Here is a 14754-nt window from a genome sequence, read left to right as displayed (position 1 = left end):
AGCAGGCTCGCTCCCACAGTGAAGCTGTGTCGTACACGGATTTGTGCCCACAGAAGATCGATAGGGGCTAGCCCAACTGCACCTCGACCCGATCCCGTCCGGCCTGCTTGGCCGCATACACGCCCGAGTCAGCCCTCAGCAGCAACGCATCGGCGCCCTCCCCGGCGCGCCAGGTGGCGATACCGAAGCTGGCAGTGACAAAACCTACATCCTCGATGGGCGCAGCCCGCAAGCCTTCCCACAGCCCTAGCGCCAGGGAATAGGCACTGTCGCTGTCGGTGTCCGGGCACAGCACTACGAACTCTTCGCCACCCAGCCGGCAGAACACATCGGTGCGACGTAACCGTTGGGCCACGCGCTGGCAAACCGCCTGCAGCACCCGGTCGCCCACCGCGTGGCCATGCTGGTCGTTGATGCGCTTGAAGTGATCGATGTCGAGCATGATCACCGCCAGCCCCCCGGAACCGCGTTCGACCCGGGCCATCTCCGAGGTCAGGCGGTCCTGGAAATAGCGGCGGTTGCGAATACCGGTCAAGGCGTCGGTCACGGACAAGGCTCGCAGCTCTTCCTCCACCCGCTTGAGATCGGAAATATCCGAGATGTAGCCATGCCACAACACCCCGCCGCCGGGCAGTTCCTCGGGTGTGGCCTCGCCGCGTACCCAGCGCAGGCCGCGCAAGGGCAACTGCACCCGATACTCTTCCCGCCACGGGCTCAAGGTGTGGGCCGAAGAACGAATCGAAGCGCGAACACGCGTGTTGTCCAGTGGGTGGATGCGCGAGAAGATCGCCTCGGCGTTCTGCACCAGTACGTCGGGCTCCAACTCATAGATGTCGCGAATGCCGTCGCTGGCATAGATCACACTGAAACGGCCGTTGAAATCCATTTTGAACTGGTAGATCCCCCCGGGCACGTGGGCGCTGAGCTTTTTCAACAACAGGTCTCGGGCGGCCAATGCTTCGTGGACGCGCTTGCGTTCGGTGATGTCGATACAGATTGCCAGGTGCCCGACCCACAGCCCCTGGTCATCGAGCATTGGAGTGGCGAGCATGTTCACGGTCAGGTGGCTGCCATCGCGGCGCACCAGGGTCCACTCCCGCGCCTGTTGCCCGCCCTGCTCGCCGCCCTCGAGCAGCATTGCATGACACGTGGGAATCGGTTTGCCAAAGCGCGCGCCGAGTTGCGCGGCGCGGGCCTGGAGTTCACGCGGTACATGCAGGCCTTCCAGGGTCATGCTTTGCAGGACCTCGCAGCTCTGGTAGCCGAGCATCTGTTCGGCACCGGCATTGAAGGTGGTAATGACGCCGCGCAGGTCCGTGGCGATGATCGCGACCTGGGTCGCGGCATCCAGCACACCGCGCAATTGGCCGTGGGTACCGCGCAGTTCCTGCTCCCGGGCGCGCAGTTCACGGGTGCGTTGCTCCACCAGTTCCAAGGCTCGCTGCCGCTGGCTGACCAGTACATAGAGCAAGGCACTGAGCAGCAGGCTGAGCAAGCCACCGAGTATCACCATGCTGGTGACTGACGAATGATTGGTCGACAGGAACACCCGGCTGGGCCGCAACTCCACCCGGAAGTCGCGATCGGCCAGGCGCAACAGGCGGGTCGCCGACAAATCACTACGACCCGTTGGGTTGTGGGACTCGAACAGCGCCTCTTCCGCGTTTTCGACAGACAGGTCCATGATACGCATCGACAGATTGTCGTGACCGGGCGCGGGCAGTCCATCACCCACCAGTTGCCGCATGCTGATAGCCGCCACCACGTACCCGAACGGTTCGCTGGCCGATTTCCGGATAACCGGCGCAACCAGCAGTACCCCACGGGCAAACACCGGGTCGGCGCCCATCAGGTCCACGGGTTGCGAGACCACCAGCCCGCCACGCTGACGGGCACGTTCGAGGGTGGCACGGCGCAAGGGTTCGGAAAGCAGGTCCAGGCCCAGTGGTGCCCCGTAGGGAGTCCGATTGTGGATGTAGAGCACCGGTGCGTATTCGTCCCGCTCGGCGGCCTGCCGCAGGCCACCGTTGCCGTCCGCCTCGCGGATCGCAAATTGGCTGGCCCCTTCGGCCCGCGCCTGTTGTTCGAACGCTTGCCGTTCGTCGCGTAGCACCCTGGGTGCCCAGGCGAAGGCCCGGGTACGGCGCAACAGTGCGTCGGCGTAACCATGGAATTCGCTGTTGGAGACCTCTTCGGAGTTGGCAAAGAAACGCCCCAGGCTGTCGAGGAGTAGCTCCTCGTCCTGGAAATGTTCCTCGATGCGACTGAAACGCTCCTCGGCCTGCAGCTCGAAGCGCTGGCGCAATTGCTGATTGAACAGGTTCATCATCGCCCAGGTCAGCAAGCCGGTCAGGACAGTACCGGCCAGCAAGACCAGCGAAGCCACCAGCCAGGCCGACACATCTTCGCTGATAAAACCCAGAATCCTGGGACGCACCTGATGCAATGCCATAAATACAACTCAGAAAGGAGCCAGGCATAGGCACAGCCCTGGACACAGCCTAAGTTATAGCTATTAGCCATTACTTTGACCAGCCCCAAACGAGGCTAGAAGCCTTGAATTACAAGGCTTCGTGGATCCAATCAGCTACGAGTCAACGGGCCATGATCTTCCAGGCACGGTGGATCTTACCGTTGCGTGCAAAATCCGGATCAATGGTCTTGGCCGTGATCTCTTCCACCGCATAACGCTCGCCGAGGTTGTCTTCGAGCTGGAACTTGCGGAAGTTGTTGGAGAAGTACAGCACACCGCCCGGCGCCAGGCGCGCCATGGCCAGGTCCAGCAACTGGACATGATCGCGCTGCACGTCGAACACCCCCTCCATGCGCTTGGAATTGGAGAAGGTCGGCGGGTCGATGAAGATCAGGTCGTATTCGTCGCGGCTGGCTTCAAGCCAGGCCATCACATCGCCCTGCTCCAGGCGGTTCTTGTCGGAAAAACCATTGAGCGACAGGTTGCGCCGTGCCCAGTCCAGGTAGGTTTTCGACAAATCGACGCTGGTGGTGCTGCGCGCCCCGCCCTTGGCCGCGTGGACGCTGGCAGTCGCGGTGTAACAGAACAGGTTGAGGAAACGCTTGCCAGCCGCTTCCTTCTGGATCCGCAGGCGCATCGGCCGGTGATCGAGGAACAGCCCGGTGTCCAGGTAATCGGTGAGGTTGACCAGCAGCTTCACACCGCCTTCGTTGACCTCGGTGAACTTGCCCTGGGCACTCTGGCGCTCGTACTGCTTGGTGCCGCTCTGACGCTCGCGGCGCTTGATCACCACGCGGCTCTTGTCGACGTTCAGCGCCTGGGGAATCGCCGCCAGGGCGTCGAACAAACGGGCCGAGGCTTTCTCCGGGTCGATGGACTTTGGCGCGGCGTACTCCTGGACGTGCACCCAGTCGTGGTACAGGTCGATAGCCATGGAATATTCCGGCATGTCGGCATCGTAGACCCGGTAGCACTCAACGCCTTCACGCTTGGCCCACTTACTCAGCGACTTGAGGTTTTTTTGCAGGCGATTGGCGAACATCTGCCCGCCTTCGCTCAACCGCGCCTGCTCGACCACAGGGGCTGGCGCCGGGGCCGGTTTGATCGGGTTGCCGTTCTTGTTGTACTGGCGCTCTTGCGGCACTTCCGGGGTTTGATCGTAGGCGGCCTGTTCACGCTCGGCCTGACGCTGTTCCGGGCTACGACGCTCGCCGGTGACGAACTGATCCGGCAACACCTTGATCAGCAGCAACTTGCACGGCAAGGCCCCGTTCCAGAACGAATACTGCTTGTGACTGCGAATGCCCATGCGCTTGCCCAGGTCCGGCGCGCCAGTGAACACCGCCGCCTCCCAATTCAAGCAGGCCTGGCGCAGGCGCTCGCCCAGGTTCTGGTAGAGGTAAAGCAGGCTGGCTTCATCGCCCAGACGTTCACCGTACGGCGGGTTGCAGATCACCAGGCCCTTCTGGTTCTGGTCCGGACGTGGTTCAAAGGTGGCGACTTCGCCTTGATAGATCTTGATCCACTCGCTCAAACCCGCCCGCTCGACGTTGTTGCGGCCCGGCTGGATCAACCGTGGGTCGGCTTCGTAGCCGCGAATCCACAACGGCGGCTTGGCCAGCCCGGCGGCGGCGCGGGCGGTCGCCTCTTCGTGGAGCTTCTTCCACAGCGCTGGCACGTGGCCGAGCCAGGCGGTGAAGCCCCACTGCTGGCGACGCAGGTTCGGTGCCATGTCGGCGGCGATCATCCCGGCTTCCACCAGGAACGTGCCGACACCGCACATCGGGTCGGCCAGCGCCCCGCCTTCAGCGGCAATGCGTGGCCAGCCGGCGCGGATCAGGATCGCGGCGGCGAGGTTTTCCTTCAGCGGCGCAGCGCCCTGCTGCAAACGATAGCCGCGTTGGTGCAGGCTGTGGCCGGAGAGGTCCAGGGAGAGGATCGCTTCGCCACGGTCCAGGCGCAGGTGGATGCGCAGGTCCGGGTTGAGCTTGTCGATGGACGGTCGCTCACCTGTCGGAGTGCGCAGCTTGTCGACGATGGCATCCTTGACTTTCAAGGCGCCGAAATGGGTGTTGTCGATGCCCGAACCGTGGCCGCTGAACTCCACCGCCAAGGTACCATCAGCCAGCATGTGGTCTTGCCAGTCGACGTCCAGCACGCCGTGGTACAGGTCTTCGGCGTCCTTCATCGGGAAGCGCTTGAGTACCAGCAACACGCGGTTGGCCAGGCGCGACCAGAGGCACAGGCGATAAGCCGTTTCCATGTCGGCCATGCCACGCACGGCGGAGGTGTGCTCGCGCGCCTCTTCAAGGCCAAGCCCGACGGCTTCCTCGATGAGCAGGCCTTCGAGGCCCTTGGGGCAAGTGAGGAAGAGTTCGAAACGATCGGACATGGGATTTCCAGAGCCTTTGGCTAAGTGGACCGGGCAACGCATTGCCGGGCCGGGTTCAATCAGGTGCTTTTCTCAAGAGCACCCGCGTGGCACGACAGTGTGCCGTTCCGCCCTCGCAGCTCGGGTTAAAAAAGCTTTGATCCGAGGGCAGATAAAAAATTCTGTGCAACAAATTGTGAAAACTCGACCCTTTCGTCGAATAGTACCCGAGTGCAACAGGGGGACATTCTCATTCGAGGAAAGACCGCCCCTTTTGGCGCAGGGCCGATCATACAGGGGTCTTGCTCAAAAGCGGTCAACGAACATCAAGTTACTTATCGCCCTAACATCTTTATTGTTACGTGCTTATGACAAAACGATCATTCCATCCATGTGACGCTTTGGTTAGAACTCAACACAGGTTGACGTCGCAACGGCGTCAACACCTCGGCTCGTCACGCCGGCAACGAGCCACCAACGGCAGAATGATTCTGCCCCGGCCTCGATAGAGGTCGACGCTAAGCAACAGTCAACAAGTGAGGGCAACACCCTATGAGAAGACTTAAGCGTGATCCGTTGGAAAGAGCATTTTTACGTGGTTACCAATATGGCGTTGGTGGTAAATCCCGTGAGCTTTGCCCCTTTACTCTACCGTCGGTACGTCAAGCCTGGATCAATGGCTGGCGAGAAGGACGCGGCGACAATTGGGACGGTATGACCGGCACTGCGGGTATCCATAGACTCAACGAACTTCACGCCGTCGGCTGACACAGGGCTTAATACTCAAGAACTCGACAATTTGACAGCCATATCGATTTAACCACGCACGTCCCATCCGGACGGCGGGCTACGGCCCAGGGGGCTCCTTCGAGGAGCCCTTTTTAATTCTGGGGTTTCATGGGTGCCCGAAACTGAGCTGCAAACGCCACTGGACCCGAGCTGTGAACACTGTTGTGGCGAGGGGATTTATCCCCGCTGGGCTGCACAGCAGCCCCCAAAACAGCTCATTCGATAAACCTGACACACCGAAGCGTTGCCTACAGGGGCTGCTGCGCAGCCCAGCGGGGATAAATCCCCTCGCCACAGATAAATCCCCTCGCCACAGATGGAACTGACCAGCCCTGGCAATCAACGCAACGCCGCAATCGCATCCACCGACTCACGAATCAGCGCCGGCCCTTTGTAGATAAAGCCCGAATAAATCTGCACCAGGCTCGCCCCGGCGGTGATCTTCTCGGCGGCGTGCCGGCCCTCGGTGATGCCTCCCGCCGCAATGATCGGCAAACGCCCCGCCAACTCACCAGCCAGCACTTTCACGGTGTGGGTGCTCTTGTCACGCACCGGCGCGCCAGACAAGCCGCCCGCCTCGTCACCGTGCTCCAGCCCTTCAACGCCTTCGCGCCCCAGGGTCGTGTTGGTGGCGATCACCGCGTCCATGCCCGTCTCGATCAGGGCCTGGGCCACCTGGCTGGTCTCTTCGTCGGTCATGTCTGGAGCGATCTTGATCGCCAATGGCACGTGCCGGCCGTGGGTCAACGCCAGTTCCGCGCGACGCTGGGCCAGGTCGGCCAGCAGTTGCTTGAGGGAATCACCGAATTGCAGGCTGCGCAGGCCCGGGGTGTTCGGCGAGCTGACGTTGACCGTCACATAGCTGGCGTGGGCGTAGACCTTGTCCAGGCAGATCAGGTAGTCGTCGACGGCACGCTCCACCGGGGTGTCGAAATTCTTGCCGATGTTGATGCCCAGCACACCTTTGTACTTGGTCGCCGCTACGCGGGCCAGCAAATGGTCGACGCCCAGGTTGTTGAAGCCCATGCGGTTGATGATCGCCTCGGCTTGCGGCAGGCGGAAAAGCCGTGGCTTGGGGTTGCCCGGCTGAGGGCGCGGGGTGACGGTGCCGATTTCCACGAAACCGAAACCCAGCTGGGCGAACCCGTCGATGGCCGCGCCATTCTTGTCCAGGCCCGCCGCCAACCCGACCGGGTTGGGGAACTCCAGGCCCATGACCGTCACCGGCAATTTCGCCGGGGCCTTGCACAGCAAACCGTTGAGGCCCAAACGTCCGCCCGCGCCGATCAGGTCCAGGGACAGATCATGGGAGGTTTCCGGGGAAAGTTTGAACAGCAGCTCACGGGCCAGGGTGTACATGGGTGGGTTTGACTCGTTCGAAGAAATGAGGCGGCGATTATAGCCAGGGTGGAGGGACAGGAGCGAGCAACCGATGGTGGCTAGCTCCTTGGGTTAGATCAAGCCGAGTTCAACGTCTCTAGATCGTAGGTGTTGTCGGTGCGTTTGGCGACGCTATTGATGAGTGCAACGTAAAGAAACACCGCTAGCACAGCGAGACAGCCTTGGAGAATATGGCCTTGTGTATCGTCGCCAAATTCGGATTTACTTAAGTAGTCCGCTAGCATCGCACTGGACGCGGCAAGGGCCACACCAAACGAGATGCGTGCCCCTGTAACGTTCAAAATTGTATGGGCCGTTTGAGTTTGGGTGGGCCATTGAAGAACCGTTTCCGTCTTCAAGGTCCGGTGTCGTAAAGCCTCCTCATCAAACAAGGCCGAATCCGCTCCTCGCCGGGGTGATAACCAATTGCTATTTTTAGTAGCAATCAAGACACCCGCATCGATCAACTGTACGACAGTAGTCGACACGATGGGAAAAAGGTCATCCCGGAAACAGTAACCAAGCCCCTGGGCTGCCCTGGCGAGACCATCCAATGGCATGAGTCTGGCCACTTCCGACTGCGCCAATTGAAATGCACCATAAACCATGGCTGTAACGCCGGTTGCCGCTGCACTCGCAGGGCCAGCGTTGTCCTTCAAAGGCACGAGCAAATCAGCCAACGCTCTTAATAGGTTATAGATAACTACACCCGCCACCTTAGAAAAAAGAGTCTGCGCCGCTCCCGTGACACAGGCCCCAATTGCGAATCCCGTCGCTCCGATTGCCAGGAACGCAGCCGCTAGCTTCGACTCCAACCTCGACTCCCCTTCCAAATGCCGGACCAAGGCTCCCGCCACTACCAGGCCGGGCCCTGTCATTGCCGCCGCAGCAGCCAACCAGGCCCGACCTGCTTCAGGTGTGTCGCCTGCGAGGAGAGCTTGTTCTAAGAGATGAGCAAAATATCCACGCGCAGCAGCGGCCAAAGCTATGACCAACCCCGTGCGCCCGACGACATGGAGTGCATTGCGCCCAGGCTCCTTGGCGGATTCGAGCAGTTCCTTGGCGGCATCAAGCACGTTTTTCATGCGTTCTACAGGGAGTTCGGTGGTTGAAGCTCCAGTTAAGTTGTCACCAAACACAGCCGAAGGGGGCTTATCACCCAGCTGGATGTAGTGTTCAACGCCACCAAGAACCTCGCGGTCTAACTCACCCAAGTTGTTGCGTATTTCATCCAGCGAATTATTTAGCGAGCTATCTATTCTCATCAGGAGCGCGACGACTTTCTTGGGATTTCCAAAATCGCTCTGCGTAAAATCCACAGCTTCCACACCCGAAACGTCAAACACGCTTTCCTTAGATTCTGAGGGTGAAACGCTGCTGGAGTCTGTTACAGCTACAGAAGAAGGGGCAGATGACGGGTTGACGTTCGTAATTTGCATATTTATTTCTCTTAGTTAGTTATAAGCAATTTTCTCAAGCGATTCTCACCACTCACTCTTCTCCCAAGCGTCATCCTCCATCGGCTGCATCACATCACGCATCACGCCCAGGACAAAGACTTCCATGGCGAACGCCAGGCCATTGGCCCCGAAGACTTCCTTGTAGAGCTGCGACTTTTCCAGCCCGTCCTCCTGCAATCGATACAGAACCTGTTGCGTGATCACCTTCAACGCCTTGGCGGTGGGGTACGCAGCGGTTGCTCCATCCGCTCCCCGCAGGGTGCGGAGAAACTCATGAATCGCCTTTTCCCCTTGCCCTTCCATGGCCAGCAGCAATTGATACAAGTGCTCGAACTCAGGGTCCGGACGCTTGCTGCCAGACACTTCCTGGCGGGCGGCCAGCAACCTCGATTCCAGCGTCTCGACCAACGCACCGGCGCCGAGCTCAAGAGGGCCGGAAGCGCGCACGGATTCAATCTTCATGGCGGATTTCTCCAGAGGCGGTCTGCGCGGTGTCGACGAAGCTCGAGCACAGATCCTTCAGCGCCTGCTGCGAGGCCTGGTCCAGGACACGGACCGACTCCGGCAGATCAGCGATGCTCGCCAAAAGCCTTGGCGCCAGCCGTTGTCGGGTCGTTTCAACATCGAATTCCAGCAGTTGATCCGCCAGGCGCAGCACATAGCGGTCTTGCGGGTGATATTCGACAATCAGCTCGCCAGCCCAACGCTCGTGCAGGTTGGCGCGCAGTTCATCGCCACGCGGGCGACAATGCAGCGGCAGCAATACGTGCAGCACCGCCTCTGAATCGCCCACTTGCCCGGCCAGCCAGCGTTCAAGCATTTCGTCCAACCATTGCGGGCGGCTCAAGGCTTGCGCGAGCAAATCACTCGCAGCCCCGGCCAACTCGTTGCGCAATTGCAGCGCCAGGGTTTGCGACTTCAGCAAGCCGTCCGCCAGATGCCCAGTCGCGCGCAGGATGCCCTCGGCATAACCTTGCTGAAATGCCTGCGCATGGACCGCGTCGGCCTCGCGCTGGGCCTGCTCGATGCATTCGCGCGCCCGGCGCTGGGCCTCGTGTTGCAAGGCGTGACGGCGGCGGGCGGCAGCGATGTCCTCGCGGGCCAGGCGCGCGTCCTTGGAAACCGGCAGGTCAGTCAGGGAGCGGATGGAGTCGAGCATGTTGCACCGCCAAAAAGAAAAGAGTGGGATCAGGTTTCAAGACTGGCCATTGCCGGTGCAAGCGAACCACCGGTTCGGAGAATTGCAAGGCCAGGCGCTCGAGCAACATCGACGGGACTTGCCCGTGCCAGCTCCATAACGCATTGAGGCCGGCGGCTTCGACCTGCTCCATGGCAACGGGCGAGCACTCGATTGGCGGGCCGCTTCGCGCGCCGAGGCTGTAGCCGGCGAAGCGCCGAACTGACACAGGCAAGCAGCGCAGCGCCGCACCGCGCGCCAGGTCGGGCATCAAGCGATAGGCGCCCAACAGCGAGGCGATATAGGGCAATCGGCGCCAATGGCGAACCCATTGCCGCACCACACCGGTCAGTGGCGTCGACGGCCACGGCCCTTGCAGTTCCAGCCCCTCGAGCACTATTCGGTTGAGGAGGCTGCGAGCCTCGGCCTCCTCGAATCCCGCCGGTATCACCAGACGCTGGGGGTGCAGATAAGCCAGGGGCTCGGCGAGGATCTGCCGCAGGCGCTCAAGGTCCGACATCGCGCCGCCCTGGGTTTGACTGGCGATAGGCCCAGGCTGCGCCACCGGCCAGCAACACGCCGCCGATCACGGCGAACAACCAAGGCCAGCGCGACTGCCCCTTCGGTGCGGCCACCGACGGCGCGACATGTTGGGTCGGCGAACGCTTGGACAGCACCACCGAAATGTTCTCGTACTCCACCGCCGCAAAACTGTTCTTGAGGAAACGCTTGATGTCAGTGATCAGCAATTGCGCTTCGATATCGCGCTCATGCAGCACCAACGCCGAAAGATGGATAGGCACCGGCTTGCGTCCGCCCTCGCCAGCATCCAGGTCGTAACTGACATGCACTCGCGCCGAAACCACACCTTCGAGCACCGCCAGCGACTGCTCGATGCGCTGCTCCAACGCCGAATACAACCGGGCCTTTTCGGCGCGGGGCGAGGCCACCAGTGAGTCGGACGGGAACATCTCGGCGACTTGCAGGCGTGGCCGGGACGGCAACGAATAGAGATTGAGCAGATCGACCGCGGCGGAAAAATCCAGCTGATCGATTTTCACCGCATAGCCAGCTTTGCCGCCATCGACTTTCACCGCCGCGATGTTGTTGCGTTGCAGCACCGAAAGCACTTCGTTGGCCTGCTGCTGATCCAGCCCTTCCAGCAGGCTCGGCTGCCGACACCCCGCCAGCGCCAGGCACAACAACAGCAACAACAGGCCTGGCTTCATGACGCACGCATCAGGGTTTCTGCCGTGCCCACCGCTTTGCGCACCAGCACGTTGAGCAAGTTGATGTCGACGTTGTATTGCCCGGTCAATTCCTGCAACTGGGCCAACACTTCAGGGTCGGTGATGTCCGGGCGCTGTAGCAGTTGATTGATCGCCGAAACGTCTTGCGCACTGTCGACGGCGGAACCGGCAAACGCTTCGATCAAGCGCGATTCCAGGGAAACGATTGGGCCTTGCTGCGGGCCACGCAATTCAACGAAGGCTGAACGCGCGATAAGCGACGGGGAAATAGTTTGGATGGACATACGGGGCACTCATGAAAATGGCCATTGTCACGAGCAATGGCCAGCCGAAAGAGCAAGCGTCAGCGAGCCGCCTGGATGATCGCCATGTCGATATCCTTGAAGCCCTTGACCGTGTTGGTCTGGGCGTTTCGAAATACCGTGTAGGACGAAAAGGCGGTTTGGTAAGCGGCGAGCTTTCCAGGGTCCGACGCATCGCTTTTTAGATCATCGAGCGCTTTGTCCAGGGCTTCCTTGAGGCTCTGGGCGCCAAGCTCGAACGCAGCGGCCTGCTCTCCGAGAAAGTCATCGGGAAAATCGGGAAACATGATCGGGATACCAGGCATTAATCACCTACTCTGTCTGTTTTTGGAAAGTGCCAGGACGAGGAACCCGTCTTGACGTAGCCCTGTGGGCCGGTTTGAAACGACAGGCCCTTGAGCGCGTCGTCCTTGAGCTCGACGGTGAAATGCACGTAGCGATCACCCCACTGCCGGTAAAAACTGTCGACATACTGGCGAGCGGCGGCCAGCTCGGAATCCTGCAGGTTGCCCTCGACGGCAAACGTCACGCTGCCCTGGTGTTCGACCCGGCTGAAGGCCAGTGAAAGACGCTCCAAACCACCCTGGGCGAGATCGGCGAGCAGCCTGTCATCCTGCATCTGCACCACGGCGTCGCGGGCATAAGGCGCCGCCGCGAGCAGCGTATCGAGCAGCTGTGCCTGCCTGTCGGGCGTGAGTAGATTGCGTTGGGCGCTGAGCAGCAGTCGCGGCACCGAAGGGTCCTTGAGGTCCAGGAAATGCCAGGCCAGTTGCGGGTCATGGTCGACCAGCACCTGCTCCAGCCGATGACGCTCCTGGTCGATCATCAGCACCTGGCCGTCCAGGTTGCTGTGGCGGGTCAACACCTGGCGACTCCAACCGGCATCCCGCTCGGAAGATACAAAGACGTAGACCGAATGATCACGACCGCGCAACACCTGGACCTCGGCGCTGGCGCCGCTGATCAGCGCACGGATATCGGTTTCCGGCACGGGCCCCGGCGTTAACCAAAAGCCAATCGCAACGACCATCGCCACCAGCGCCAGGCCGCCAGCGATCCACCGCGTTGGTGGGACACGCCCCCTCATGAAATGGGCGGGCTCGGCTGAAGTGCCAGGCCCATGGCCGAGCAGCTCGGGAGCCCAAGGCTGGTCATCAGGACGCAAGGCGATGTGCAGGTCGCCAATCTGCACCCTGGCTTGAAAGGCACAGTGGCGCACTTCCACCGAATCACCGAGCAGTCGCAGCGGCAAGCCGTCCGGCGCGGCCTGATCGGCCAACACCTCGAAATTGCGTCCCCCTTGTTCCAGCGGAATAAAAATCGCCTCCGCCGGAACACTGGCCGACAGCGCGCCGTCCCCGAGCAACTCCATCGCACCGACCACGAACAAGGTGCTGCCTTGGCCAAGCGCGAATTCGCAGCCCTGCAACGGACCATTGAGGATCCGCAGGACGCAGGGCTGTAGGGTGGGGGCCGTCGGGACTGTCACCGTCCTAACTCCAGGGCAGTCGAATGAGCACACAGGGTAGGAAGGTCGGCGGCAGGATTCCTGATCGAATTCTGCCGATTGCCCGGTGCAGAGGATCAGAATCCTGCGCCAGCCTGCTCATCGCGCCGCTTGTCGAGCCTGGGTGAGTACTTGATAGCGTTGCCAGACTTTGCGCGCGTAGCGAAGCCGCGCGGCTTGCCGGTGGGGCGAATTGCCGGCGTTGTAGGCGCCGACCGCCGTCCAGTTATAGCCATGACGGGCGATGAACTCGGCCAGCACCGATGCACCGACCTCCACCGACAGGCATGGCTCATCCAGCAGGCGTTGCTCGGTAATGCCCTGGGCATGCAATCGAGGTAGATGAATGCTGTTGATCTGCATCAGCCCGATATCGCGGGTGCCGTTGCGGTTGTGGTTGATCGCATCTGGCCGCTGCCCGGACTCAACATCAGCAATCGCTTGTAGCAGTTCGGGTTCAATGGCATGCAACTGCCCCGCCCTGCTCCAGCACCACGCGTGCGCCTGGGCTATGCCAAGCCCCAGGCCCAGACACACCGGCCAGCACAACCATTTGCTCCTGCGCCGCTTCATGCCAGGCGCCGCTCGCGGATCCACGTCAGCTGTTCGTGAATACGCACCCGCATGATCTGCGCCCGCACACATCCCGGGTCATGCTCCAAGCACTGGTCGATCATCTGCGCCGCCTGCTCATTGCGCCGCCAGAACCAGTGATGCCAGGCATGAAAATACAGTACGTCCGCCTGATCGGCCGACAACAGGCACTGCCGGAATAACACCTGGGCCGCCTGCTCACAACCGCGCAAACTGGTGAGCAACGCCAGGCGCGTCAATGCCGGGATGCTGCCGGGGTCCAGCGCCAAGGCGTTGGAAACCGCCGAATGCGCTTCTTCGATGGCGCGCTCCGGATCACCCAGGCCCATCATCGCCTGTCCCAGCCATACATCCGCCAAACCGCACCAGGGCGGCGCGTAGCCGGGATCGAGTTTCAAACACTGCCTGAACAGCACCAGGGCATCACGCAGGCTTTGCGCCGTGTGCCGCTGCACACTGCACAAGCCATTGAGATACGCCACCGCCACCGCATAAGACCCACAACGCTCGCCGACCGGACGCAACCCGGGTACGCGTTGGGCCACCAGACACGTCAGCGCGCCCAGCGCCTCTCCGGGATCACCGGCGTCCAGCGTCTGCCCATGCAGCAACGCCTGGTCGCGTCCACGAATCAACTCGATCGACCAGTGTTGCAACCCGCCCGCACCTATAAAACGGCCGTTCAAGCAATAATCCGCCGACAGCCGCCCGGCCAACGACCGCACATCGCTCGACGCCCTGCAGGCTGCGATCAGCCCCGAGGGAATGATGTGCAATGCCTCACCGAACGCCGTGGTCAGTTGGCGGATCATCAGATCCTGCAGATCCAGCGCCGCGATCTCGTCCAGATTGCGAAAAGGCAATACCGCCAGCGACGGCGCCACCGCCCTCGCCTGGCTCGTCACGTCGAGCTCAACCACGGGACCGGTGAACCGATAACCCTGGCCGTAAACCGTCGCAATGTAGCCCTTGTTCTCCTTGAACAACTTGCGCAAGGCATAGATACAACGGGTCAACGACTCCTCCGCCGCATCCATCCGCGGCCAGACATGATCAAGCAGATAATCCTTACTCACGACCGCGCCCGCCGATTTCAGCAGCAGGCGCAGTACGTGTAGTTCTTTGGGTGGAACATGAACTCCTTGTCCATCTCGCATCAGCGTTCCATCGCTTTGCAATAGCCAGTGGTCAAAAACGAATGACTTCACCAGCGGTTGATCAGTTGCACTGTCCATACTCTGGGATTTCTCTATAGAAAGTTACTGAGCGCGATTGAGCCTGTGGGGGGCACAGGCTCGGGATGGCGGGCTACGTGACTATAGGAAGTTGAATCAGAGCATGCCGTAAGGAAATTAACTTATACATTGACGAAAATACGACCCGCAATGTAGGACAAATCCCACTGAGCGCTTTTTGAAAGAAACAGAAGACCCTAAAAAACAATATGCAGG

The 14754-nt window shown here is 60.9% G+C and carries 14 protein-coding genes; 1 reads left to right on the top strand and 13 read right to left on the bottom strand.

Annotated features, from left to right (window positions below):
* Nucleotides 1–67: 67 nt before the first annotated feature.
* Complete coding sequence (locus AC30D9_RS17560) at nt 68–2452, bottom strand: sensor domain-containing diguanylate cyclase (protein ID WP_307571394.1); 2385 nt, start codon at nt 2450–2452, stop codon at nt 68–70.
* Between the two features lie 142 nt (nt 2453–2594).
* On the bottom strand, nt 2595–4865 hold the full coding sequence (gene rlmKL, locus AC30D9_RS17555; protein WP_134923462.1) for a bifunctional 23S rRNA (guanine(2069)-N(7))-methyltransferase RlmK/23S rRNA (guanine(2445)-N(2))-methyltransferase RlmL: 2271 nt from the start codon (nt 4863–4865) through the stop codon (nt 2595–2597).
* A 531-nt stretch (nt 4866–5396) separates the two neighbouring features.
* Here rlmKL and rmf point away from each other — a divergent pair.
* Nucleotides 5397–5612 carry a ribosome modulation factor gene (rmf, locus tag AC30D9_RS17550; protein ID WP_003223300.1) on the top strand — a complete coding sequence of 72 codons (216 nt, stop codon included), beginning with the start codon at nt 5397–5399 and terminating at the stop codon, nt 5610–5612.
* A 360-nt stretch (nt 5613–5972) separates the two neighbouring features.
* Here the strand turns inward: rmf and AC30D9_RS17545 are convergent, their stop codons facing one another.
* The 11 genes from AC30D9_RS17545 to AC30D9_RS17495 all read right to left on the bottom strand — a co-directional run bounded on the left by AC30D9_RS17545 (nt 5973) and on the right by AC30D9_RS17495 (nt 14538).
* Nucleotides 5973–6992 carry a quinone-dependent dihydroorotate dehydrogenase gene (locus AC30D9_RS17545; protein WP_307571395.1) on the bottom strand — a complete coding sequence of 340 codons (1020 nt, stop codon included), beginning with the start codon at nt 6990–6992 and terminating at the stop codon, nt 5973–5975.
* 98 nt (nt 6993–7090) lie between these two features.
* Nucleotides 7091–8452: a hypothetical protein gene (locus AC30D9_RS17540; RefSeq protein ID WP_307571396.1), complete on the bottom strand. Its 1362-nt coding sequence runs from the start codon at nt 8450–8452 to the stop codon at nt 7091–7093.
* Nucleotides 8453–8497: 45 nt separating this feature from the next.
* Nucleotides 8498–8935 carry a hypothetical protein gene (locus AC30D9_RS17535; RefSeq protein WP_490144471.1) on the bottom strand — a complete coding sequence of 146 codons (438 nt, stop codon included), beginning with the start codon at nt 8933–8935 and terminating at the stop codon, nt 8498–8500.
* Nucleotides 8925–9632, bottom strand: coding sequence for an oxygen-regulated invasion protein OrgB (locus AC30D9_RS17530; RefSeq protein ID WP_490144470.1), 708 nt, complete (start codon nt 9630–9632; stop codon nt 8925–8927). The genes AC30D9_RS17535 and AC30D9_RS17530 overlap by 11 nt, the downstream gene beginning before the upstream one ends.
* Nucleotides 9604–10170 carry a secretion system protein gene (locus tag AC30D9_RS17525; RefSeq protein ID WP_490144469.1) on the bottom strand — a complete coding sequence of 189 codons (567 nt, stop codon included), beginning with the start codon at nt 10168–10170 and terminating at the stop codon, nt 9604–9606. The genes AC30D9_RS17530 and AC30D9_RS17525 overlap by 29 nt, the downstream gene beginning before the upstream one ends.
* The gene (locus AC30D9_RS17520; protein WP_490144468.1) at nt 10157–10879 is read right to left on the bottom strand and encodes an EscJ/YscJ/HrcJ family type III secretion inner membrane ring protein; all 723 of its coding nucleotides are present in this window, start codon (nt 10877–10879) and stop codon (nt 10157–10159) included. Before AC30D9_RS17520 ends, AC30D9_RS17525 begins: the two co-directional genes overlap by 14 nt.
* On the bottom strand, nt 10876–11184 hold the full coding sequence (sctI, locus tag AC30D9_RS17515; RefSeq protein ID WP_490144467.1) for a type III secretion system inner rod subunit SctI: 309 nt from the start codon (nt 11182–11184) through the stop codon (nt 10876–10878). The genes AC30D9_RS17520 and sctI overlap by 4 nt, the downstream gene beginning before the upstream one ends.
* A 59-nt stretch (nt 11185–11243) precedes the next feature.
* Entirely contained in the window at nt 11244–11507 is a 264-nt protein-coding gene (gene sctF / locus AC30D9_RS17510) for a type III secretion system needle filament subunit SctF (protein ID WP_307571402.1), read from the bottom strand.
* The gene (locus tag AC30D9_RS17505) at nt 11507–12691 is read right to left on the bottom strand and encodes a PrgH/EprH family type III secretion apparatus protein (protein ID WP_490144466.1); all 1185 of its coding nucleotides are present in this window, start codon (nt 12689–12691) and stop codon (nt 11507–11509) included. Before AC30D9_RS17505 ends, sctF begins: the two co-directional genes overlap by 1 nt.
* A 117-nt stretch (nt 12692–12808) precedes the next feature.
* Nucleotides 12809–13282, bottom strand: a complete 474-nt coding sequence (locus AC30D9_RS17500) for a transglycosylase SLT domain-containing protein (protein ID WP_307571404.1) — start codon at nt 13280–13282, stop codon at nt 12809–12811.
* Entirely contained in the window at nt 13279–14538 is a 1260-nt protein-coding gene (locus AC30D9_RS17495) for a winged helix-turn-helix domain-containing protein (protein ID WP_490144465.1), read from the bottom strand. Before AC30D9_RS17495 ends, AC30D9_RS17500 begins: the two co-directional genes overlap by 4 nt.
* Nucleotides 14539–14754 lie beyond the last annotated feature (216 nt).

Source organism: Pseudomonas sp. DF11 (assembly GCF_058148565.1).
The sequence above is the reverse complement of the archived record's forward strand: the minus strand, read 5'-3'. Positions and strand labels throughout refer to the sequence as shown.